This is a genomic window from Streptomyces sp. N50, from assembly GCF_033335955.1.
Lineage (GTDB): Bacteria > Actinomycetota > Actinomycetes > Streptomycetales > Streptomycetaceae > Streptomyces.
On record NZ_CP137549.1, the window covers coordinates 3,107,376 to 3,129,825 of the forward strand.

The following is a 22,450-nucleotide window of genomic DNA, read 5'->3' on the forward strand; positions in this document are numbered from 1 at the left end:
AGGGGTGGTTGTGCGCTTACGGCGCTGACCAGCGGCTCAGCGATCGGTTCAGCAGAGGATCCAGCCGGAGCTGACCGACCCGCGGCCCACCGAGCCCTTCACCAGGACGCACCGGTGACCGGCGTGCACGGTGACCGGCCCGGCCCGGCGCGTGTACCGGCCACTGTCCACGACCGGGCGGTTGCCGCGGGCCTGGACGCTGACCGACATCGTGCGCTTGGCGCCGGGGTTCTTGGGGGCGGTGTACGCGCAGACGTACCCGCCCCGCCGGAAGACGTGGACGGTACCGGTGGAGAAGGGGAGCGTCGCGGCCTTGCGGCCGGGGCAGACCGCGGCCGCCTGGGCGGTGCCGGGGGCCGCCAGCGCGAGCAGCCCGGACGTGGTGAGCACGGCCATGCCGAGCGCCACCCGCCGTCGTAGCGCACCCATGTCCACAGTGTCCCCTCCCGCACAGCACAGCAGCCGAACAGCGTACTGATGTACGGACGCAAGACGTATGTCGCATGGTTGCGCGACCCTCAGCCGGCCGCCGCGACCGGCTCCTCCGTCTCGGGCGCCCCGACGAACGTGCGCCACAGCTCGGCGTAATACCCGTCCAGCGCGAGCAGCTCGTCGTGGGTGCCGTCCTCGACGACGCGGCCGTGGGCTGAACCTCCCGATGCCGCTCTCGCACCGCTCGGCCCTGGCGGGCCTCCCGGGCTTCTAGACGGCGGCCGGACTCCGTCCGGCGCTCGGTGTGGCCGTACGCCCGCGCGGGTCAGGCAGCGGTCGCGGGCGCGTCCTCCCCGACGAACGTCCGCCACAGCTCGGCGTAATACCCGTCCAGCGCGAGCAGCTCGTCGTGGGTGCCGTCCTCGACGACGCGGCCGTGATCCATCACCACGACCCGGTCCGCGCGGGCCGCCGTCGTCAGGCGGTGGGCGACGACGAGGGTGGTGCGGCGGCCCGCGAGGCGGTCGGTGGCCTGGTTGACCTGGGCTTCCGACGCCAGGTCGAGGGCGGCCGTCGCCTCGTCGAGGAGGAGGATGTCGGGGTCGACCAGTTCGGCGCGGGCCAGGGCGATCAGCTGGCGCTGGCCCGCCGAGAGGTTGCGGCCGCGCTCGGCGACCTCGTGGAGGTAGCCGCCGTCCAGCGTCGCGATCATCTCGTGGGCGCCGACCGCGCGGGCCGCCGCCTCCACCTCGGCGTCGGTGGCGTCGGGGCGGCCGTAGGCGATGGCGTCGCGGACGGTGCCCTGGAAGAGGTACGCCTCCTGGGGGACGACGCCCAAGTGGTGACGGTACGACGTGATGTCGAGGGCGCGGAGGTCGGTGCCGTCGACCGTCACGCGGCCGCCCGTCGGGTCGTAGAAGCGGGCGACCAGTTTCACGAGCGTCGACTTGCCCGCGCCCGTCTCGCCGACGAACGCGACCGTCTGTCCGGCCGGGATCACCAACTCGACTCCCCCGATGGCCTCTTCGTCGGCGCCGTACGCGAAGTGCACGTCCTCGAAGGCTATGTCGCCCCGGAGGGAGAGGACTTCCAGTGGTTCGTCGGCCGCTCGTGTCGACGTCGGTTCCTGGAGCAACTCCTGGATGCGGCCCAGGGAGACGGTCGCCTGCTGGTAGCCGTCGAAGACCTGGGAGAGCTGCTGGACCGGGGCGAAGAACAGGTCGATGTAGAGGAGGTAGGCGACCAACGCACCTGTTGTCAGCGTCGCGTTGTCCACCCGGCCCGCGCCCGCGATCAGTACCGACGCCGCCGCCACCGACGACAGCAGCTGTACGAAGGGGAAGTAGATCGAGATCAGCCACTGGCCCCGGGTACGCGCCTCGCGGTAGCTGCTGCTGCGCGCGGCGAAGCGTCGGCCGCCGTCCCTCTCGCGCCGGAACGCCTGCACGATCCGCAGCCCGGACACCGACTCCTGGAGGTCCGCGTTGACCAACGACACGCGCTCACGGGCGAGTTCGTACGCCTTCACGCTGGCCCGGCGGAAGAAGAAGGTCGCGATGACCAGCGGGGGCAGCGTCGCGAACACGACGAGCGCGAGCTGCACGTCGATCACCAGCAGGGCGACCATGATGCCGAAGAAGGTGACGACCGAGACGAAGGCCGTGACCAGGCCTGTCTGCAGGAACGACGACAGCGCGTCGACGTCCGTCGTCATCCTCGTCATGATCCGGCCGGTCAACTCCCGCTCGTAGTAGTCGAGTCCGAGGCGCTGGAGCTGGGCGAAGATCTTGAGGCGGAGGGTGTAGAGGACCCGTTCACCGGTACGGCCCGTCATACGGGTCTCGCCGCGCTGGGCCGCCCACTGCACAACTACCGCGAGCAGGGCCAGGATCGAGGCCGACCAGACCGCGCCGACCGCCATCTTGGTGACGCCCTGGTCGATGCCGTGCCGGATCATGACCGGCAGGAGCAGGCTCATGCCCGCGTCCACGGCGACCAGGCCGAGGCTGATCAGCAGCGGGGCGCCGAAACCGCGCAGCAGTCGGCGCAGGCCGTAGGAGTCCTCGGCGCGGACCGCGCCCGCCTCGTCGATGTCGGGGACGTCGGTCGCCGGGGGCAACGCGTCGACCTGCGCGAGGAGTTCGGGCGTCGCGGGCATCCCGGACAGCGCGGTGTCCTTGGGCTCGCGGTCACCGGTCCACAGCCGGGGCGTGAGCCCGCGCTCGGCGTCGAACTCCGCGTCCAACTCGTCGCGTACGGAGGTGTCTTCGGCCGGAGCGGCGGGCTGGGCGTGGCCGGGCGACACGCCGCCGAGCTCGTCGGGGTCGGTGAGGAGGCGGCGGTAGAGCGGTGAGCGCTGCTGGAGTTCGTCGTGCGTGCCGATGTCGGCGAGGCGGCCCCCGTCGAGGACGGCGATGCGGTCGGCGAGGTTGAGGGTGGAGCGGCGGTGCGCGATGAGGAGGGTGGTGCGGCCCTCCATGACCTGTTTCAACGCCTCGTGGATCTCGTGCTCGACCCGCGCGTCCACCGCCGAGGTCGCGTCGTCCAGGACCAGCAGGCGCGGGTCGGTGAGGATCGCGCGGGCGAGGGCGACGCGCTGGCGCTGGCCTCCGGAGAGGGTGAGTCCCTGCTCGCCGACCGTCGTGTCGTAGCCGTCGGGGAGTTCCGCGATGAACCGGTCGGCCTGCGCGGCCCGGGAGGCGGTGAGGATCTCCTCGTCGGTCGCGTCGGGGCGGCCGTAGGCGATGTTGTTGCGGACCGTGTCGGAGAAGAGGAAGGAGTCCTCGGGGACCAGGCCGATCGCGGCGCGCAGGGAGTCGAGGGTGAGTTCGCGGACGTCGTGGCCGCCGATGAGGACGGCGCCGTGGGTGACGTCGTAGAAGCGGGGCAGCAAGAGCGAGACCGTGGATTTTCCGGAGCCGGAGGAACCTACGACCGCCAGAGTCTCGCCGGGGCGGATCTCGAAGGTGAGGCCGTTGAGGACGGGGCGCTCATGGTCGTAGCCGAAGGAGACGTCGTCGAACTCGACCGTGGCCGGGGCGTCGGCGGGGAGTTCCTTGGTGCCGTCCTTCATCGAGGGCTCGGTGTCGATCAGTTCCAGGACGCGTTCGGTGCCCGCGCGGGCCTGCTGGCCGACCGTGAGGACCATGGCCAACATGCGGACCGGGCCGACGAGTTGGGCGAGGTAGGTGGAGAACGCGACGAACGTGCCGAGCGTGATGTGCCCGCGCACGGCGAGCCAGCCGCCGAGCGCGAGCATCGCGACCTGGCCGAGGGCGGGGACGGCCTGGAGGGCGGGGGTGTACTTGGCGTTCTGCCGGATCGTGCGGAGGCGTCCCGCGTAGAGCCGTCGGCCGACCTCCCTGAGCTTTCCGGTCTCCTGGTCCTCCTGGCCGAAGCCCTTCACCACGCGTACGCCGCTTACTGCGCCGTCGACGACACCGGCCACGGCGGCGGCCTGGGCCTGCGCGTACCAGGTGGAGGGGTGCAGTTTGCTGCGGCTGCGGCGGGCGATGAAGCCGAGGGCGGGGGCGACGGCCAGCGCGATCAGGGTCAGGGGGAGGGACAGCCAGGCCATGATCGCGAGGGAGATCACGAAGAGCAGGACGTTCCCGATGGTCATCGGGAGCATGAAGAGGAGGCCCTGGATCAGCTGGAGGTCGCTGGTCGCGCGGCCTACGACCTGGCCGGTGGACAGCTCGTCCTGGCGGCGGCCGTCGAGGCGGGTGATCGTCCCGTACATCTCGGTGCGGAGGTCGTGCTGGACGTCCAGGGCGAGGCGGCCGCCGTAGTAGCGGCGGATGTAGGTGGAGACGTAGACGAGGATCGCGGCGACGATCAGGGCGGCGGCCCAGGGGGCCATGGAGCGGGTGTGGCCGGTGATCACGTCGTCGATGATCACCTTGGTGACGAGGGGGACCACGGCCATGACCGCCATGCCGGCCAGGGAGGCGCCGAGGGCGAGGATCACGTCCTTGGGGTAGCGCCAGGCGTATCCGGCGAGCCTTCTTGCCCAGCCTTGTGGGTCCCCCTGTTTCGCTGCCACGCGGTGCCTTCCGTTCGCCCCTGATCTGCTGGTCTTACGGAAGGCACCAACGCGGATTGAAGCGGATTTCATCCCTCCGCAACAAAACGCTCCGCTGGGTTCGGCCGTCATCACAGTGCGGGTCCGCTGTGGCTGGTCGCGCAGTTCCCCGCGCCCCTAAAAGATGGGCGTTGACCGTACCCGGCGTCAGCAGTTCCCGGCGCTCCTAATAAGCGGGGGTTGCCCGGACCCGGAGGTAGTAGAAGCGGGTCGTCTGTACCGCGTTCTGGTTGTCGTCGCTCACCAGCAGCACCTTGTAGGCGCCCTTGTCCCGCCCCGTGATCACCATGCCCTCGATGTTGTCGAGGAGGGGGTTCGGCTGGGGCTGCTTCGCCGTGGCGCCGAGGGACGGGCAGTCGGCGATGTCCGCGAGGAGGGTCTTCTTGATCAGGCGGACTCCGGGCTGGCCCGTAAGGGTGTCGATCTTGCTGGTATCCGTGGCGTGGCGGGGGTCGGCCAGGTAGAGGCGGACGGTGTTACCGACGCCGCTGGTGAAGCCGCGTTCCAGGACGAGGAGGCGGCCGTCGGGCAGGGCCTGCACCTCGGGGACGCCGAGGAAGGCGGCGTCGGTCTTGTAGGCGTACTGCGCGGCGAGCTTGAAGTGGTCGCCCTTGGTCCGGGTCCAGGTCTGGAAGCGGACGTCGCCCGAGGTGTCCCCGGCGATCGGGTACTCCATCGAGGCGAGGAGGGTGTGGCCGCCGGGCAGCAGGGTCAGGCCCTCGAAGGTCTGGTTGGAGACGGCCCGGCCGGCCGGGGCGACCAGGAGCGAGGACGGGACCGGGAGGCGGTCGAGGATCTTGCCGTCGCGGGAGTAGCGGCGGATCGACGGCTCGGTCTCGGAGGTGATCAGGCGCGTGCCGTCGCGGTCGATGGCCAGGCCCTCGGAGTCGAGCGCGGCGCCGTTCTCGTCGGCCAGCGGGACGACGCGCTTCGGCTGGAGGGTCTTCGCGTTCAGATTGAACAGCGAGGAACGGTCCTCCAGCGCGGCGATCGAGCCGTCCTTGTCCACGGCGAGCGCGGAGAAGTTGCCGACGAAGGTGCCGTCGTACGTCGTCTTGTCGAGCGCGTCGGAGAAGCGGTCGATCGAGACGGAGGACGAACAGGCGTTGCTGGTACGGGAGTTGCTGGCGTTCGCGGGCCCGGCGGCGGCGGTGAGGCAGGTGGCCGCCGCCAGGCCGGCGGTCGCGGTCGCGAGTACGGTTCTCAGGCGCATGGGCGTCACCGTAGGACGGGCGGGTGACGTGCGGGAGACCGCGCAGTAAAACGATGCCCTTGAGCAGGGGTTTTAGGCGAGATCCTTGTGAATCGCCTTTGCGACACCCTGGATCGTGGTGATGCCGTAGCTCATCGTGCTGTTGTCCTGGGTGAGCACGGACATCATGTAGTCGTGGCCGCCGCCGCTGAAGGTGCCCAGGCTGTGCACGCGCCAGCCGTGCGTGGAGCGCTGCAGCCAGCCGTTCTTGACGTGCACGGTGACCGTGGAGGGGGCGCCGGACGGGGTGCCCCAGCGCTGCGACGAGATGACCTGGTTCATCAACTTCAGGATGTACGCACGGGAGTTGTCGCTCAGCACCGTGTTCTTGGCGGTGACCAGCTTGAGCAGCTTCTGCTCGTCGGTGACCGTCTCCTGGGTCAGACCCCAGTAGTTGTTCGCGCCTGGCTTGGTCTGGGTCATGCCGGCCGCCGCCAGGAAGCCCTTGATCTTCGTCAGGCCGAGCTGCTTCCACAGGGTGGAGGTCGCGTCGTTGTCCGACTTGGTGATCATGGCCTTGGTGAGCGTCGTCTCGCGCGACGTCAGCAGGCGGTTGTGCTTCTTCGCGTCCCACAGCAGCGTGGCGAGGACGGTGACCTTGACGGTGCTGGCCGAGTCGTAGGCGCTCGTCGCCCGCAGGGTGCAGGTGGTGTTGGTGGTGCGGTCGTAGAGGCCCACGGCGACGGTTCCCTTACGGGTCGCGAGGGCCGCCGTGATGTCCTTCTTGAGCTTGGCGGCGAGGCCCGCCTTGGCCGATGTACAGCTGACCGTCGGGGTGGCCGCGGCAGCGGGCGTCGCGGCGGCCAGCACGGGTATGAGGAGGCCGGCGCCCACGCCGACGGCCACCGTTCTGGCCCGGCGGGATGTCCAAAGAGACTGAGTCATGCATGAGTTGACTCACAGGAAGGCGTGAAAGGTTGTACGGGTTGGGGAACGGTTGTACGACGCGTTACCCCGCCCTTTGCGAATTCACAGCGGGCCGCCAGGTTCGGCACAGCAGTCACCCACCCTGCTTTCGCACGATGCGTGGGTGACATCTGCCACCGATCCACACCCCCACACCGAACCCGCGTCCGCCGACTGGCCGCCGCCGGCCCCACCCGCCGACGCGCCGCCCGAGAAGGCGCCCCGCTGGTCGCTGCCCGCGCTGATCGCCGTCATGGTCCTGGCCGCGGTGCTGTACTCCTGGAACCTCTCCGGCTCCAGCCTCAACAGCTTCTACAGCAGCGCGATCTACAGCGGCACGCAGAGCTGGAAGGCCTGGTTCTTCGGCTCGCTGGACGCCGGCAACTTCATCACGGTCGACAAGCCCCCCTTCTCCCTGATGGTGATGGGCCTGTCGTGCCGGATCTTCGGCTTCGGCACCTGGCAGATGATGCTGCCGGAGGTCGCCGCCGCGCTCGGCACGATCTGGATCCTGCACACCTCCGTGAAGCGGTACTTCGGCCACGTGGCCGCGGCGATCGCGGCGCTGGTCCTCGCCCTCACCCCCATCACGGTCGCCATCAACCGTGACAACAACCCCGACACGATCCTCGTCCTGCTGATGGTGGCGGGCGCGGCCCTCGGCCTGCGCGCGGTACGCACCGAGAAGCTGCTTCCCCTGCTCGGCTCCGCGGTCTGCTTCGGCTTCGCGTTCAACACCAAGCTCCTCCAGGGCTACATCGCCCTGCCCGCCGTCTTCGCCGTGTACCTCTTCGCGTCGAAGCTCGGCTGGAAGCAGAAGCTCGTCCAACTCGCCCTGGCCACGGTCGCGTTGGCCGTCTCCAGCTTCTGGTGGGCCACGGCCGTCTCCCTCGTCCCGGCCTCGGACCGCCCGTACATCGGCGGCTCGACCGACGGCACGGCCTGGGACCTGATCATGGGCTACGACGGCTTCGGCCGCGTGTTCGGCGGCGAGGGCAACGGCGGCGGAGGCGGGGGTGGCGGCGGTACGTTCGCCGGCACCGCGGGCATCGGCCGTATGTTCAACGACATCCTCGGCGGCCAGATCTCCTGGCTGCTCCCCTTCTCGGCCATCGCCCTGATCGCCGGCCTGACCCTGGTCGGCCGCGCCCCGCGCACCGACCCGACGCGCGCCGCGCTGGTCATGTGGGGCGGCTGGACCCTGCTGCACTACGTCACGTTCAGCATGGCGCAGGGCACGATGCACCCGTACTACACGACCGCGCTCGCGCCGGGCATCGCCGCCCTGTGCGGTGGCGGCGGCGTGCTGCTGTGGCGCGCGTTCCGCGGCGGTGACGCCCGCTGGTCCTGGGTCCTGCCGGCCGGTCTCGGGGTCACCGGGATCTGGGCGATCGTCGTCCTGCGCCGCGCCTCCGGCTGGAACACCTGGCTGTGGCCGACGATCGGTGCGCTGATGGTCCTCGCGATCGTGGGCCTGTTCGTCTTCCGCACGGGTTCCGGCAACCGGGCCCGGCTGTTGACCGCGTCCATCGTCGCGGCGATCATCGCCGCGCTCGCCGGTCCGACGGCGTACGCCGTGACCCCGGCGGCGTCCAGCGGTACGGGCGGCGGCATGGGCGGCACCAACCCGACGGCCGGTCCGTCGACCGGCGGCGGCATGGGCGGTCCCGGTGGGGGCGGCGGCCGTGGCGGCTTCGGCGGCGGCAACGGCGGTCCCGGCGGCGGCGAGATGCCCGGCGGCACCCAGCAGGGTGGCGGCACGGCGAGCGGCGAGCTGCCGGGCGGCGGCACGGCTCCCGGCGGGATGACCCCGGGTGGCGGCGGCACGGGTGAGGTTCCGCAGGGCGGCGGCGCGCCGAGCGGTGCGCCGACCGGCGGCACCGGTGGCACGGCCGGTGGTCAACAGGGCGGTACCACCGGGGAGTTCCCCGGCGGCGGTACGGCTCCGGGTGGCACGGGCACCGGCACCGGCACCGGCGGTACGCGCGGCGGCTTCGGCGGCGGTGGCGGCATGGGCGGCACCACGTCCGCGGCGCTGATCTCGTACCTGGAGAAGCACCAGGACGGCGCCAAGTGGCTGCTCGCGGTGTCCAATTCGCAGAGCGCGGGGCAGCTGATCCTCAGCACCCACAAGCCCGTCATCTCGATGTGGGGCTTCACCGGCTCCGACAAGGCGATGACCCTCGCCAAGCTCAAGGAGCTGGTGAAGAAGGGCGAGTTGCACTACATCCAGCTCGGTGGCGGCGGGATGGGCGGCAACAGCACCCTGAACACCGAGATCACCGCGTGGGTGCAGAAGAACGCGACGGCGGTGAAGGAGAGCGCGTACGACAAGAGCGCGTCGACGGAGAAGAGTTCGAGTTCTTCGACCTCCACGACCGGCACCTCGACGACCAGCACGTCGACGATCTACCGGCTGGACCCGTCGGACGTGAAGTGACGCCGACCCGGGTGACACCGGCGTAGCCGAACGCCCAACTGCTCCCGACCACAAGGTCGGGGGCAGTTTTGGCATGCCAACCTGTCCCGCCGCGCTGTCAACTCGCGTAGACACAGGGCAAATTGTCGCTTCAGGTCACCGGATCGACACGTCCCGTTTATTTACTCGACCGCATGAACATGTCACGCTCCCGTTTGCCGCCCCATTCAACCCGCGTAGATGGGACACTCTTTATGTTCGCGACCCGCATGCACCGCTGGAAATCGGTGGCGTTGACCACCGTGGCCGTCCTGGTCGGCCTCACCGCGCCGACGCTGACCGCGACCCCCGCTTCGGCCACGACCACGGCGTACGACTCGACGTACTACAAGAACGCGGTCGGCAAGACGGGCACCGCGCTCAAGTCCTCGCTGCACACGATCATCAGCACCAACGTCACGAAGATCTCGTACGCGGCGGTCTGGAACGCCCTCATGGCCACCGACCAGGACCCGAACAACAGCAACAACGTGATCCTGCTGTACAGCGGCGTCTCGCGCGCCAAGTCCCTCAACGGCGGCGACGTCGGCGACTGGAACCGCGAGCACACCTGGGCCAAGTCCCACGGCGACTTCGGCGAGGTCACCGGTCCCGGCACCGACCTGCACCACCTGCGTCCCGCGGACGTCCAGGTCAACAGCATCCGCGGCAACCTGGACTTCGACAACGGCGGCAGCGCGGTCACCAACGGCGGCGGCAGCACCGTCGACTCCGACTCCTTCGCCCCGCGCGCGGCGGACCGGGGCGACGTGGCCCGCATGATCCTCTACATGGCCGTGCGCTATGAGGGCGACGACGGCTTCGCCGACCTGGAGCCCAACGAGAAGGTCAACAACGGCAGCAACCCCTACATGGGCAAGCTCTCCGTCCTCAAGGCCTGGAGCGCGGCGGACCCGCCGAGCGCCTTCGAGGAGAAGCGCAACCAGGTCATCTACGACACGTACCAGCACAACCGGAACCCGTTCATCGACCACCCGGAGTGGGTCGAGGCGATCTGGTAGGAAGCGGCTGCAGGTCTGAACTCCCCCTTCCTCAGGGGGAGTTCAGGTCATGGGCGCTGTCAGCCCCGGCGTGGCAACCGCCGCGCCACGGCCTGCGTCCCGACCGTGGCCACCGCGGCGAGCGCCAGCCCCTGCACCACGTCACGCGGCCGCGCGGGACGCAGAACACCGGCCCGCCGCAACCGCCCGCGGGCCCACACCGTGAACGGGACGACCACGAGGGGCGAGGTGACGACCCCGGGCGTATATCCCCGGACGGCGACGGCCTGCCCCAGATGCACCAGGGCGTGCAACCCGAAGCCGTTCAGGGCGACTTGATAGAACCCGGAACGTCCCCCGGTGCGATGTCCGTCGGCGGCAGCCCCCGCCACCACCACGCCCATCACGCCGACGGCCGCAGCGAACTCCCGCCCGTCGATGGCCTCCAGGCGCTGCCACACCCGCTCCGGCATACGCGGCCACCGCTGCCGCAGCCCGGGAACCCGCCCTCGGGCCCATCCCGGCATCGTGGCCACCTCCTCCAGATCGTGCACCGCCCAGGCTGCCAACAGCCCGAAGGTCACTGCGACTTCGACCGCCCGGCCGCCGTCTCCCGCCTCGTGTCCACCCATGGCGGGAAGTCTGTCAGCGCGCGCGACACCGGCACCGGCGAACGTTCAGCCGTTCGGCCGTTCGGTGGAAACCGGAGTCCTGTCGGTGCTCGTACGCGGACGGCGCAGGCCGGGACGGCATCGTGGCTCCCGTCCCGGCCCACCCGGCCCACCCCGTCCAGGAGGACTTCATGCTCGGCACCGACTTCACCACCGGATCGCCCAACTGGCTCGACCTCGGCAGCCCCGACACCGACGCGGCGGCCGCCTTCTACGGCGCCGTCCTCGGCTGGCAGTTCGTCTCGGCCGGTCCTGACACGGGCGGATACGGCTTCTTCCAGGTGGACGGGAAGACCGTCGCCGCCCTCGGACCGCTCACCGAGGAAGGGGCGAACTCCGCCTGGATGATCCACTTCAAGGCCGACGACATCACGGCCACCGTCCAGGCCGTCACGGCAGGCGGCGGCATCGTCCGCATGGAGCCCATGGACGTCATGGGCGAGGGCACGCTGGCCCAGGCCACCGACCCGCAGGGCGCCCAGTTCGCGCTCTGGCAACCCGGCAGGACAGCGGGCCTGGAACTCACCTCCGCCCCCAACACCCTGCTCTGGGCCGAACTGCACGCACCCGACCCGGAGGCGGCCATCACCTTCTACCGGGGCCTGTTCGGCTGGCGCAGCCAGGACATGCAGGCGCCCGGGATGACGTACCGGGTACTGAGCACCAGCCAAGGGGACCAGCAGGACGCCTCGTTCGGCGGGGTCGCGCCCCTGGGCGACGGCGAGGGCGAACTGCCGCGCTGGGTACCGTACTTCCACGTGACGGACACGGACACCACGATCGCGGCGGCGCAGTCCAACGGCGGTTCCGTCCTCATGCCGGCGACGGACGTACCGGAGGTCGGCCGGATGGCCTGGCTCGCGGACCCGTCCGGAGCGGTGTTCGCGCTGCTGACGCCGGATCCGCGGATGTGAGGCGAAGGCCCCGCACCCCGGGCCGGACAGAGCCCTGGTCCCCTGCGCCACAGGGGATCGGAAAGGCGGCCTCAATCGCCAACTCCAAGAGGCAGAGCCCTACTTCGTCCCTCACGACCAGGCGGGATTCCGGCTCGGCAGCCAGGGACCGAAGAGCGGTTCGTACGCCTCGCCCGTCTCGTCGGTGAGGACGAAGTCAGGCGTCGTGACAGAGACCGCAGCGTGCAGGCGAGCCAACAGGGCCGGGAAAGACCCGAACTCCAAGCCCAGTGCCGCACCCAGGCGTACTCGACGCGCGCCGATCTCGGGTTGGTCCTCGCGCTCGTCGCGGCGAAGGTGGTCGGCCGTCGTCCGCATGACCGTCAGATCACCGGATCCGGAGAACTTCAGACAGTCCCACCAGGACGGCAACCCGACCATGATCTCCAACGCCTCGGTCAGACTCTGGCCGATCAGGCCAGCCTGTCCTTCGGAGCTGGCATACAGCACAGGTCGGTCCTTGCCAGCGTCACCACAGAGGAAGAACGTCCCGCCGGTGAAGTCGCCGGCAACGGCCTCCAGAGCAAGCCCGGACGAGAGCCGGACGGGCTCCCCGTGATCGCCCCGCGAGAGATCGAACTCGCAGACGCGCCAGAGCAGTTCGGCGAGGCCGGAGTCTCCTCGTATCGAGTCCAGGATTACTTCGTCGCGAGTCACGCCGCGGACGATAGCAGTGGCCTGAACGGCGCACTGCATACCGTTGACCAGGGAGTGCAGGGCGCCAAGGTCTGCGAAGACACAACAGAGTTGCGGAAAACGACCGTTGAGCCGCAACCCCGACACGCACCGCCGCCCTCGAACCAGCCCTCAGCCCAAATGCGTAGCCGCGAACATCCGCAACACAGCCGGCAGTACGACCACGGACGGCCCCGGTTCCCCCAACGCCTTTGCCAGGTCCGACTCCAGCGCCTCCGGACTGGTCCGAACCCCCCGCACCCCGAACGACTCCGCCAGCGCCACATAATCCGGCCGGGTCAGCTCCGTCGCCGTGGCCTCGCCGAACGCGTCCGTCATGTACTCGCGGAGGATGCCGTAGCCGCCGTCGTCGACGATGAGCCACGTGACGTTCAGGTCGTACTGCTTGGCCGTGGCCAGCTCCGCGATGGAGTACAGCGCACCCCCGTCCCCCGACACCGCCAGCACCGGACGCGTCGGGTCGGCAGCCGCCGCGCCCAGCGCCGCCGGGAAGCCGTAGCCGAGGCCGCCGGCGCCCTGGGCGGAGTGGAGGTGGTTGGGGCCCTTCGCGTCGAAGGCCGACCAGGCCCAGTAGGCGAGGATCGTCATGTCCCAGAAGGACGGGGAGTTGGCGGGCAGAGCCCTTCGGACCGACTCCAACACGCCCTGTTCCAGGGTGAGTTCCTGGGACGCGATGCGTTCGCGGACCTTGCCCAGCAGCTCCGCCACCCGCACCGGCGCCGAGGTGTCCGCCCGCTCCGTCACCGTCTCCAGCAGCGCCTGCAACCCGTGCCACGCGTCCGCGTGGATCCCCAACGCCGGGTGGTTCGACTCCAGTTTGCCCAGGTCCGCCTCGATCTGGACGACCCGGCCGCGCGGGGCGAACGTGTGGTAGTTCGAGGAGAGTTCGCCCAGGCCCGAACCCACCACCAGCACTACGTCCGCGTCCTCCAGGAAGTCCGTCGTATAGCGGTCCTCCAGCCAGGACTGGAGCGACAGGGGATGCGTCCACGGGAACGCGCCCTTCCCACCCGGCGTCGTCACCACCGGCGCCTGGAGTTTCTCCGCCAATTGTCGCAGTTTCTTGGACGCGTCAGCCCGTACGACTCCCCCGCCCGCGATGATCGCCGGGCGGGACGCCTTCGACAGCAAGTCGGCTGCTACGGCCGTCAGTTCGGGGCGCGGCAGAACGTCCTCCGGTGTCGCGTCCACCGCCGTCACCACCGGCAACAGCGTGGGAGCCAGCAACACGTCCTGCGGGATCTCCACCCACACCGGACCGTGCGGAGCCGTCAGCGCCGACTTCCACGCCTCCGCGATCGCCGACGGGATCTGCGACTGGGTGCGGACCGTGTGGACGGTCTTCACCACGCCCCTGAACGAGGCGGACTGGTCGGGCAGTTCATGCAGATACCCGTGCCTGCCACCGCCCAGACCCGCCGTCGGGATCTGGCTGCTGATCGCCAGGACGGGAGCCGAGGCCGCCCTCGCCTCCTGGAGCGCGGCCAAGGACGTCAGCGCGCCCGGGCCCGTCGACAGCAGCAGCGGTGCCGCCTCGCCCGTGATGCGGCCGTACGCGTCCGCCGCGAAACCGGCGTTGTTCTCCACCCGTAGGCCGATGTACCGGAGGTCGGAGCGGCGCAGCGCGTCGAACATGCCGAGCGCGTGCTGGCCCGGCAGGCCGAACACCGTCGTCGCGCCGAGGCCCGCCAGGGTCTCCACGACCAGGTCACCGCCGTTGCGCCCGGGGGGCGGGTTCAGGGCGGCGGAGATCTGCGCTGCCGTCGGGCGGAGTTCCAGGTCGTGGTCGTGCGTCACTTGCTCTCTGTCTCCCTGTGAGTCACCAATTGCCCGGCCGGCGTTACGAGTTGCGTGCCTCGGCGATCTGCCGGGACATGATCGTGATCAGGTCGTACGCGGTGTGCGACGCGGCCACCGACGTGATCTCGGCGTGGTCGTACGCCGGTGCCACCTCGACGACGTCCGCCGACACCAGGTTGCAGGATGACAGGCCGCGCAGGATCTCCAGCAACTCGCGGGAGGTCAGGCCGCCTGCCTCGGGCGTGCCGGTGCCGGGCGCGTGGGCCGGGTCGAGGCAGTCGATGTCGATGGAGATGTACAGGGGGCGGTCGCCGATGCGCTGGCGCAGTTGGTCGGCGACCTCGTCGGCACCCCGGCGGTACACGTCCGCCGACGTGACGATGCCGAAGCCCATCTTCTCGTCGTCCTTGAGGTCCTGCTTGCCGTACAGCGGACCGCGGATACCGACGTGCGAGAGTGCCTCCGTGTCGAGGATCCCCTCCTCAACTGCCCTGCGGAACGGCGTCCCATGGGTGTACTCGGCCCCGAAGTACGTGTCCCAGGTGTCGAGATGGGCGTCGAAGTGCAGCAGCGCCACCGGGCCGTGCTTCTTCGCGACCGAGCGCAGCAGCGGGAGCGCGATCGTGTGGTCGCCGCCCAGGGTCATCAACCGCGCGCCGGTGTCCAGGAGTTGGTCCGCCGCGGCCTCGATGGTCTCGACGGCCTCGTTGATGTTGAACGGGTTCGCCGCGATGTCACCGGCGTCCGCGACCTGCGCGAGCGCGAACGGGGACGCGTCCTGCGCAGGGTTGTACGGCCGCAGCAGCCGGGACGCCTCGCGGATCGCGTTGCCGCCGAAGCGCGCGCCCGGCCGGTAGGAGACACCGGCGTCGAACGGCACCCCGACCACCGCCACGTCCGCGGTGCCGACCTCGTCCAGGCGCGGCAGCCGGGCGTAGGTCGCGGGGCCGGCGTACCGCGGGGTGCGGGAGGAGTCGACCGGGCCTCGGGGCGTCTCGTTGCTGGTCATGGGCACTGCCTTCTTTCCTACGCTTCGTCGCGTATGGGATTTTTCCTGCGTTTTTGTACGCCTGACTACGACTTTACTGGTGGGCGGCGACCGGTTCGGACGCGCGTTCGGGCACACCCCGCCCCGCGAGCCGGTCCCGCCACGCGGCGAGGACAGCCGCGTCGGTCGCCGGCGTGGCGAGGGAGACGGTCACATAGGCGGCCAGAGACAGCAACAGGCCGTAGTACACAGGCTCGTTGGCGAGGATGCCGTAGGTCGCCATCAGGCCGACGACCGCGAGGCCGCCGACGATCACCGAGGCGAGCGCGCCCTGTGCGGTGCCGCGCTTCCACAGCAGGCCGCCGAGGATCGGGACGAGGAGGCCGCCGACGAGGAGGTTGTACGCCACCGTCAGCGCCTCGACCACGTTGTTCAGCGCGATCGCCGTGACGATCACCGCGACGCCCATGACGAGGATGAAGACGCGGTTGCCCCGCACCTCGTCGTGCGTGTCCTCCCCCTCCCGGCCCTTGACCGCACCGCGCAGCCGCGACCAGATGTCGTTGTTGGCGACCGTGGCGCAGGCGATCAGCGCGCCCGACGACGTCGACATCACGGCGGCCAGGGCGGCGGCGAGCACCAACCCCCTTACACCGACCGGGAGTTCGTCCTTGACGATGGTCGCGAAGGCGTCGTCCGGGCTGCCGAGGTTCGGGTAGAGGACCTTGGCCGCCGTGCCGATGACGGCGCCCGCGACGGCGTAGACGAGGCAGTAGGTGCCCGCGACCGTGCCGCCCCACTTGGCTGTCTTATCGCTGCCTGCCGTGAACACGCGCTGCCAGATGTCCTGGCCGATGAGCATGCCGAACGTGTAGATCAGGACGTAGGTGAAGATCGTCTCGCCGCCGATGCCCAGCGGGTCGAAGTACTCGGTGGGCAGCTTCGCCTTCATCTCGCTGAAGCCGCCCGCCTTGACGACCGCGATGGGCAGCAGGAGCAGGAGCACGCCGATCGTCTTCACCACGAACTGCACCATGTCCGTCAGCGTGATCGACCACATGCCGCCGAGCGTCGAGTACGCGACGACGATCGAGCCGCCGAGGACGATCGCGAGGGTGCGGTTCATGTCGAAGAGGACGTCGAAGATCGTGGCGTAGGCGATGGTCGAGGTGACCGCCAGCATCAGGGTGTACGCCCACATGACGATGCCGGAGATGACACCCGCGCGGCCGCCGTAGCGCAGGTCCAGCATCTCGGAGACCGTATAGACCTTGAGGCGGGCGATGCGGGCGGAGAAGAAGACGGAGAGGGCCAGCAGGCCGAGGCCGATGGTGAAGACCATCCACGCCCCTGACAACCCGTACTGGTAGCCGAGGCCCACACCCCCGATGGTGGACGCGCCGCCCAGAACGATCGCGGCCATGGTGCCGGAGTACATGACCGGGCCCAGACGGCGGCCCGCGACCAGGAAGTCGCTCTTGGACTTGGCGCGGCGCATGCCCCACCAGCCCATGGCCAGCATGCCGGCCAGGTAGACGACGATGACGGTGTAGTCGACGGCCATACGGGGGCCTCCTTCGCGTGGTCGCTGCCTGGTCCGGGTCGACACTAGGTGGCCGGAAAGCGGCTGCGAAGTGTACGTTTCATCCATCCGAGCCCGAGGCGATGGAGGAAACGTCCACCATGCCGGACCTCACGGTTCCGCCCACACCGCCCACCCCACCCGTGCTCCTCTCCGCCCTCCTGGCCCGCGAGGACCTGGGGCTGCGCCAGATCGCCGGGCCGTCCGACCCCGACGTCGCGATCCACTGGGCGCACACGTCGGAGATGCCGGACCCCTATCCGTACCTGCTGGGCGGCGAGCTGCTGCTGACGGCGGGCGTCCACATCACCGACGCGGCCGGCTCGGGCACGTACTTCGACGACTACGTCGCCCGGATCGTCGAGGCGGGCGGCGTGGCCCTCGGCTTCGGCGTCGCACCGGTCCACGACACGGTGCCGCGCGCCCTGGTCGCGGCCTGCGACCACTACGACCTCCCCCTACTGGAGGTCCCGCCGCCCACCCCGTTCTCCCGCGTGGCCCGCGCGGTCTGGCAGCTGATGGCCCAGGCCCGCCTCGCCGAACTCCGCCGCGTCACCGAGGCCCAGCAGAGCCTCGCCGCAGCGGCCTCCCGCCCGGATCCGGTCCCTTCGGTGCTACGACAGCTCGCCCAGCGGGTCAGCGGGCTCGCGGTGCTCTACGGCCCGGACGGCACGGAGATCGCGGCGGCGGGGCGTGGAGCGTCAGGGGTGGAGACGCGGGAGGCGTTGGCGGGGCTGGTGCGGGTGGTACGACCCCGGGCAGCCTCGGCCTCATCCCCTACGTCTACGCCCCCTACGTCCCCTACATCCTCTACGTCCCCCACCTCCGCCACCGACACCGTCCCCGGCGCCCACCTCGCCGCGTACGCCCTGGGTACCGGTCAGGGTTTCGTCCTGGGTGTCGCCGCCCCGCAGCGCGCCCCCGGCGACCACACCATCGCCTCCGTCGCCGCCGTCCTCCTCTCCCTCCTCACCGGCGAACACCAGAGCCGCACGGGAGCGGACCGTTCGTCGGCGCTCGTACGGCTGCTGCTGGGCGCCCCGCCGGAGGACGTCGCGTCGCTGCTCGGCGGGGACCGGTGGCTCGTCGTACACGCCGCGCCCGACGCCGGAGCCGACCGTGCCCCCGACCCCGTCGCCGCCTCCGCGCTCGGCGCCGCCCTCGGCTCCACGCTGATCGACCAGGCACCGGAGGTCGTACGGGTACTCCTCCCCGCCGATCGCGAACCCGCCCCGCAACCCGGCTGGACCCTGGGGGTCAGCGCCGCCGTCGCTCCGGAGGACTGGTCCGCCGCCGACACCCAGGCGGCCCGTGCCCTGGCCCGCGCCCGTGCGACCCGTACCCCGCTGGTAGGACACGGTTCCGCCGGCCGCGCCGGGCTCGACGGACTCGTACCGCACGACGAGGCCGAGGCGCACGCCCGCGCCCTGCTCGCGCCGCTCGCCGCGCACCCCGCGCTCACCGAGACCCTGCGCACCTGGCTCTCCCTGCACGGGAGTTGGGACCGTACGGCGGTCGCCCTGGCCGTGCACCGCAACACCGTGCGGCAGCGGATCGCGCGGAGCGCGGCGCTGCTGGAGGCGGACCTGGACGATCCGGACGTACGGATGGAGCTGTGGTTCGGCCTGCGTCACCTGTGAGCGGTCGCCGGTGAGTGATCCACATCCCAGCGTTCGGGACGTCGGGCGGGCGCACATCTCTCTGCTCCACAATGGGAACCATGCCGATACCCGGGACCCCCAGCCGCGCCGAGCTCGTCGATCACCTTGTGAAGACCCGTATCGCGGGCGACGTAGCCACGCCCCGCGAGAACAACCTCTCGCACTACCGCAAGCTCGCGAACGGCGACCGCCACTACTGGCTCGGCCTGGAGCTCGGCAGCCGCTGGACCGACGAGCAGGACGTGCTCGCGGTGATGGCGGAGCGGGTGGGCGTGAACGACGATCCCGAGTACCGCTACGGCCAGGACACCATCGACCCGGAGCTGACGGTCGAGGGTCTCGACCGGCTGGCGGCGCGGCTACGCAAGGCGGCCGACGGCGAGCAGCGGGTGCTCTTCGCGACCGGTCACCCGGGCGGTCTGCTGGACGTGCACCGTGCCACGGCCGCCGCCCTGCGCACGGCCGGCTGCGAGATCGTGGTGATCCCGGAGGGGTTGCAGACGGAGGAGGGGTACGTCATGCAGTTCGCGGACGTGTCCGTCCTGGAGCATGGCGCGACACTGTGGCACACGCACTCCGGTGAGCCGATGAAGGCGATCCTCACCGCCCTGGAGCGCGAGGGCCGCCCGCTGCCCGACCTGGTCGTCGCCGACCACGGCTGGGCGGGCTACGCGGGCCGCCACGGCGTCGACTCCGTGGGCTACGCCGACTCCAACGACCCGGCGCTCTTCCTCGCCGAGTCGGAGGGCACCGTCCAGGTGGCGGTCCCCCTCGACGACCACGTCGTCAGCCCCAGGTACTACGACCCGATGACGGCGTATCTGCTGGCGGAGGCGGGACTGAGCTGAGGGGCAGCCCTCAACTCCCTTGTCACGGCCAGGGGTTGAGCCCTTCGGCCCGGCGCTGCGCGTATCCCGGTGTCGGGTCCAGGTAGACCCGGCTGACCGCCGGGAACGCCTCCCGCAGCCGCTGCTCGGCCTGTTCGCAGGCCCACTCGATCTGCGCGGCGCTCGACCGGTCCCGGAAGTCGATCTTCGCGGCGACCAGCGCCTCGCGCGGGCCCTGCACGAGGGTCGTCAACTCCAGTACGGCCTCGATGTGTTCGACCCCGAGGAGCTCCTCGCGGATGCGGTCCCGCATGGCCTTGGGGAGGGGGCGGCCGATGAGGAGTTCGGCGTTGGAGCGGCCGAGCACCCAGGCGACGTAGAGCAGCAGGAAGCCGATGCAGAGGGACGCGATGCCGTCCCAGACGCCGGAGCCGGTGAGCTGGCCGCCGAGCAGGCCGCCGGCCGCGAGGACCAGGCCGACGAGCGCGGCGGAGTCCTCAAGTACTACGGCCTTCACGGCGGTGTCGGGGGTGTAGCGGAGGTAGCGCTTGAAGGAGGCGTCGAAGCGTGCCGCCTCGCCGCGCGCCTGGCGTACGCCCGTCCGCAGGGAGTAGCCCTCCAGGAGGAAGGCGACGCCGAGCACGATGTAGGAGATCAGCGGGTCGCCGAGGTCCTCACCGGCGACGAGGGTGTGGACGCCGTCGTAGATCGAGAAGACCGCGCCGCCGACGAAGGTGGCGACGGCGGCGAGCATCGCCCAGATGTAGCGCTCGGGGCCGTAGCCCAGAGGGTGTTCCTCGTCGGCGGGCTTGCCGCTGCGTTTGAGGGCGGTGAGGAGGAGGAGTTCGGTCACCGTGTCGGCGACCGAGTGCGCGGCCTCCGACAGCATCGCGCTGGAGCCGCTGATGACGCCGGCGACCGCCTTGGCGAGCGCGATGCCCAGGTTGGCGACGGCCGCGACGATCACGGTGACGGTGGACTCGCCGCCGCCGTCACCCTCCTCTGTCTCCTCTGTTTCTGCCATGCCCTCAGTGTTCCCGAGGAACCCGGACCACGCCCTCCTGAATGACGGAGATGGCCAGTTGACCGTCCTGCGTGTAGATCCGCGCCTGCCCGAGCCCCCGCCCGCCGGACGCCGACGGCGACTCCTGGTCGTAGAGCAGCCACTCGTCCGCGCGGAACGGCCGGTGGAACCACATCGCGTGGTCGAGGGAGGCTCCGACCACGTCTCCTACGGCCCAGCCGCCCCGGCCGTGCGCCAGGAGGATCGAGTCGAGGAGGGTCATGTCGGAGACGTAGGTCGCGAGGACGACGTGGAGAAGGGGGTCGTCAATGGGGCCGTCGAGCTTGCCGTTGGTGCGGAACCAGACCTGGGAGTGCGGTTCCCGGGGCTCGCCGAAGCGGCCGTAGGGCGGGTCGTCGACGTACCGGAGGTCGATCGCCTCGCGCGCCTCCAGGAATCGTTCAACGATTCCCCGGTCGAGGTGGTCGTAGCCGAGCAGCCGCTCGTGGCCGGTGGGGACCGTCTCCGGGTCGGGCGCGGGCGGCATGGGGGCCTGGTGGTCGAGGCCCTCCTCGTACGTCTGGAAGGACGCCGACAGCGCGAAGATCGGCCGGCCGTGCTGGACGGCGACCGCGCGGCGGGTGGTGAAGGAACGGCCGTCGCGCATGCGCTCGACGTTGTAGACGATGGGCGCGCCCGGGTCGCCCATCCGCAGGAAGTACGCGTGCAGGGAGTGGGCGTGGCGGTCCGCGGGGACCGTGCGCCCGGCGGCGACCAGCGCCTGCGCCGCCACCTGGCCCCCGAAGACGCGGGGGACGACGGCGGAGCGGGACTGGCCGCGGAAGATGTTCTCCTCGATCTGCTCCAGGTCGAGCAGATCGAGGAGATCCTGTAGTGCCTGGTTCATGGCGTCCAGTTGTACCGGGCGGTAATTGCCGGGACCTTACAGGCCCATGTCCTTGGCGATGATCGTCTTCATGATCTCGCTGGTGCCGCCGTAGATGCGGTTGACGCGGTTGTCCGCGTACAGGCGGGCGATCGGGTACTCGTTCATGAAGCCGTAGCCGCCGTGCAGCTGGAGGCAGCGGTCGATCACGCGGTGGGCGACCTCGGTGGTGAACAGCTTGGCGCTGGCCGCCTCGGCGGGAGTCAGCTCACCGGCGTCCAGGGCCTCGGTCGCGCGGTCCACGACGGCCTCGGCGGCGTCCACCTCGGCCTGGCAGGCGGCCAGTTCGAACTTGGTGTTCTGGAACGCGGCGACGGGCTGGCCGAAGACCACGCGCTCCTGGACGTACTGCTTCGCGAACCGGACGGCGGCCTTGGCCTGCGCGTACGCGCCGAAGGCGATGCCCCAGCGCTCGGAGGCGAGGTTGTGGCCGAGGTAGTAGAAGCCCTTGTTCTCCTCGCCGAGGAGGTCCTCGGCCGGGACCTTCACGTCGACGAACGCCAGCTCGGCGGTGTCGGAGGTCTTCAGGCCCAGCTTGTCCAGCTTGCGGCCGACCGAGTAGCCCTCGGCCTTGGTGTCCACCACGAACAGGGAGATGCCGTGGCGGCGGTCCTCCTTCGTGGAGGGGGCCGTGCGGGCGCAGACGATCATGCGGTCGGCGTGCACGCCACCGGTGATGAAGGTCTTGGCGCCGTTGAGGACGTAGTGCGTGCCGTCCTCGGAGAGCTTGGCGGTGGTCTTCATGCCCGCGAGGTCGGAGCCGGTGCCCGGCTCGGTCATCGCGATCGCCCACATCTCCTCGCCGGAGACGAACTTCGGCAGGTACTTCTTCTTCTGCTCGTCGGTGGCGAGCAGCTTGATGTAGGGCAGGCCGAGCAGCACGTGTACGCCGGAGCCGCCGAAGGAGACACCCGCGCGCGCGGTCTCCTCGTAGAGGACGGCCTCGAACTTGTACGAGTCGATGCCCGCGCCGCCGTACTCCTCGTCCACGCGGATGCCGAAGACGCCGAGCTCGGCGAGCTTGTAGTAGAAGTCGCGCGGCGCCTGGCCGGCCGCGAACCACTCGTCGTAGACGGGGACGACCTCGGCCTCGATGAAGGCCCGGAGGGTCTCCCGGAACGCCTCGTGGTCCTCGTCAAACACCGTACGGCGCACCGCCGCCACCTCCAGCTAGCCCAGGGTCCATGTCT

At 70.4% G+C, this 22,450-nt stretch carries 18 protein-coding genes; 6 read left to right on the plus strand and 12 right to left on the minus strand.

Annotation, left to right across the window (positions count from 1 at the left end):
• Positions 1-48 precede the first annotated feature (48 nt).
• On the minus strand, positions 49-429 hold the full coding sequence (locus R2B38_RS13565; RefSeq protein WP_318016462.1) for a hypothetical protein: 381 nt from the start codon (positions 427-429) through the stop codon (positions 49-51).
• Between the two features lie 74 nt (positions 430-503).
• Here R2B38_RS13565 and R2B38_RS13570 point away from each other — a divergent pair, with 74 nt between their 5' ends.
• Entirely contained in the window at positions 504-650 is a 147-nt protein-coding gene (locus tag R2B38_RS13570; RefSeq protein WP_318016463.1) for a hypothetical protein, read from the plus strand.
• A 107-nt stretch (positions 651-757) separates the two neighbouring features.
• Here the strand turns inward: R2B38_RS13570 and R2B38_RS13575 are convergent, their stop codons facing one another.
• The 3 genes from R2B38_RS13575 to R2B38_RS13585 form a co-directional block, all read right to left on the minus strand.
• A complete protein-coding gene (locus R2B38_RS13575) occupies positions 758-4,477 on the minus strand; it encodes an ABC transporter ATP-binding protein (RefSeq protein ID WP_318016464.1) in 3,720 nt (1,239 codons plus the stop codon).
• Between the two features lie 205 nt (positions 4,478-4,682).
• Entirely contained in the window at positions 4,683-5,729 is a 1,047-nt protein-coding gene (locus R2B38_RS13580; RefSeq protein ID WP_318016465.1) for an esterase-like activity of phytase family protein, read from the minus strand.
• Positions 5,730-5,801: 72 nt separating this feature from the next.
• Complete coding sequence (locus R2B38_RS13585) at positions 5,802-6,653, minus strand: serine hydrolase (protein WP_318016466.1); 852 nt, start codon at positions 6,651-6,653, stop codon at positions 5,802-5,804.
• Positions 6,654-6,798: 145 nt separating this feature from the next.
• On the opposite strand from R2B38_RS13585, the gene R2B38_RS13590 reads away from it, so the two are divergent.
• Together R2B38_RS13590 and R2B38_RS13595 are read left to right on the plus strand one after the other, a co-directional pair.
• The gene (locus R2B38_RS13590; RefSeq protein WP_318016467.1) at positions 6,799-9,114 is read left to right on the plus strand and encodes an ArnT family glycosyltransferase; all 2,316 of its coding nucleotides are present in this window, start codon (positions 6,799-6,801) and stop codon (positions 9,112-9,114) included.
• Between the two features lie 233 nt (positions 9,115-9,347).
• The gene (locus R2B38_RS13595) at positions 9,348-10,154 is read left to right on the plus strand and encodes an endonuclease I family protein (RefSeq protein ID WP_318016468.1); all 807 of its coding nucleotides are present in this window, start codon (positions 9,348-9,350) and stop codon (positions 10,152-10,154) included.
• A gap of 59 nt (positions 10,155-10,213) precedes the next feature.
• Here R2B38_RS13595 and R2B38_RS13600 read toward each other — a convergent pair whose 3' ends face one another.
• Positions 10,214-10,765, minus strand: coding sequence for an HXXEE domain-containing protein (locus R2B38_RS13600; protein WP_318016469.1), 552 nt, complete (start codon positions 10,763-10,765; stop codon positions 10,214-10,216).
• A gap of 170 nt (positions 10,766-10,935) precedes the next feature.
• Here R2B38_RS13600 and R2B38_RS13605 point away from each other — a divergent pair, with 170 nt between their 5' ends.
• Positions 10,936-11,718: a VOC family protein gene (locus tag R2B38_RS13605; protein WP_318021670.1), complete on the plus strand. Its 783-nt coding sequence runs from the start codon at positions 10,936-10,938 to the stop codon at positions 11,716-11,718.
• Positions 11,719-11,829: 111 nt separating this feature from the next.
• Here R2B38_RS13605 and R2B38_RS13610 read toward each other — a convergent pair whose 3' ends face one another.
• The 4 genes from R2B38_RS13610 to R2B38_RS13625 form a co-directional block, all read right to left on the minus strand.
• Entirely contained in the window at positions 11,830-12,414 is a 585-nt protein-coding gene (locus R2B38_RS13610; RefSeq protein WP_318016470.1) for a hypothetical protein, read from the minus strand.
• Between the two features lie 150 nt (positions 12,415-12,564).
• Entirely contained in the window at positions 12,565-14,250 is a 1,686-nt protein-coding gene (locus R2B38_RS13615) for a thiamine pyrophosphate-binding protein (RefSeq protein WP_318016471.1), read from the minus strand.
• 43 nt (positions 14,251-14,293) lie between these two features.
• Positions 14,294-15,262, minus strand: a complete 969-nt coding sequence (speB, locus tag R2B38_RS13620) for an agmatinase (RefSeq protein ID WP_318016472.1) — start codon at positions 15,260-15,262, stop codon at positions 14,294-14,296.
• Between the two features lie 73 nt (positions 15,263-15,335).
• Complete coding sequence (locus tag R2B38_RS13625) at positions 15,336-16,805, minus strand: sodium:solute symporter (protein ID WP_318016473.1); 1,470 nt, start codon at positions 16,803-16,805, stop codon at positions 15,336-15,338.
• A gap of 119 nt (positions 16,806-16,924) precedes the next feature.
• Between R2B38_RS13625 and R2B38_RS13630 the strand changes: the two genes are divergently transcribed.
• The gene (locus R2B38_RS13630) at positions 16,925-18,463 is read left to right on the plus strand and encodes a PucR family transcriptional regulator (protein WP_318016474.1); all 1,539 of its coding nucleotides are present in this window, start codon (positions 16,925-16,927) and stop codon (positions 18,461-18,463) included.
• Positions 18,464-18,543: 80 nt separating this feature from the next.
• The gene (locus R2B38_RS13635) at positions 18,544-19,332 is read left to right on the plus strand and encodes a phosphatase (RefSeq protein WP_318016475.1); all 789 of its coding nucleotides are present in this window, start codon (positions 18,544-18,546) and stop codon (positions 19,330-19,332) included.
• A 22-nt stretch (positions 19,333-19,354) separates the two neighbouring features.
• On the opposite strand, the gene R2B38_RS13640 is transcribed toward R2B38_RS13635, so the two are convergent.
• Genes R2B38_RS13640 through R2B38_RS13650 form a run of 3 tightly spaced genes read right to left on the minus strand, consistent with a single transcriptional unit; the run spans position 19,355 to position 22,415 of the window.
• Positions 19,355-20,335 (minus strand): cation diffusion facilitator family transporter, encoded by a 981-nt coding sequence (locus tag R2B38_RS13640; RefSeq protein WP_318016476.1) that lies wholly within the window; start codon positions 20,333-20,335, stop codon positions 19,355-19,357.
• Positions 20,336-20,339: 4 nt separating this feature from the next.
• Complete coding sequence (locus tag R2B38_RS13645; RefSeq protein ID WP_318016477.1) at positions 20,340-21,221, minus strand: acyl-CoA thioesterase II; 882 nt, start codon at positions 21,219-21,221, stop codon at positions 20,340-20,342.
• A 36-nt stretch (positions 21,222-21,257) separates the two neighbouring features.
• Positions 21,258-22,415: an acyl-CoA dehydrogenase family protein gene (locus R2B38_RS13650; protein ID WP_033283854.1), complete on the minus strand. Its 1,158-nt coding sequence runs from the start codon at positions 22,413-22,415 to the stop codon at positions 21,258-21,260.
• Between the last annotated feature and the right edge of the window lie 35 nt (positions 22,416-22,450).

Coding starts and splice junctions, on each gene's coding strand:
- R2B38_RS13585 (WP_318016466.1), bottom strand. CDS start 6,653: ATGACTCAGTCTCTTTGGACATCCCGCCGGGCCAGAACGGTGGCCGTC.
- R2B38_RS13600 (WP_318016469.1), bottom strand. CDS start 10,765: ATGGGTGGACACGAGGCGGGAGACGGCGGCCGGGCGGTCGAAGTCGCA.
- R2B38_RS13565 (WP_318016462.1), bottom strand. CDS start 429: ATGGGTGCGCTACGACGGCGGGTGGCGCTCGGCATGGCCGTGCTCACC.
- R2B38_RS13645 (WP_318016477.1), bottom strand. CDS start 21,221: ATGAACCAGGCACTACAGGATCTCCTCGATCTGCTCGACCTGGAGCAG.
- R2B38_RS13640 (WP_318016476.1), bottom strand. CDS start 20,335: ATGGCAGAAACAGAGGAGACAGAGGAGGGTGACGGCGGCGGCGAGTCC.
- R2B38_RS13625 (WP_318016473.1), bottom strand. CDS start 16,805: ATGGCCGTCGACTACACCGTCATCGTCGTCTACCTGGCCGGCATGCTG.
- R2B38_RS13595 (WP_318016468.1), top strand. CDS start 9,348: ATGTTCGCGACCCGCATGCACCGCTGGAAATCGGTGGCGTTGACCACC.
- R2B38_RS13570 (WP_318016463.1), top strand. CDS start 504: ATGGTTGCGCGACCCTCAGCCGGCCGCCGCGACCGGCTCCTCCGTCTC.
- R2B38_RS13580 (WP_318016465.1), bottom strand. CDS start 5,729: ATGCGCCTGAGAACCGTACTCGCGACCGCGACCGCCGGCCTGGCGGCG.
- R2B38_RS13635 (WP_318016475.1), top strand. CDS start 18,544: ATGCCGATACCCGGGACCCCCAGCCGCGCCGAGCTCGTCGATCACCTT.
- R2B38_RS13630 (WP_318016474.1), top strand. CDS start 16,925: ATGCCGGACCTCACGGTTCCGCCCACACCGCCCACCCCACCCGTGCTC.
- speB (WP_318016472.1), bottom strand. CDS start 15,262: ATGACCAGCAACGAGACGCCCCGAGGCCCGGTCGACTCCTCCCGCACC.
- R2B38_RS13605 (WP_318021670.1), top strand. CDS start 10,936: ATGCTCGGCACCGACTTCACCACCGGATCGCCCAACTGGCTCGACCTC.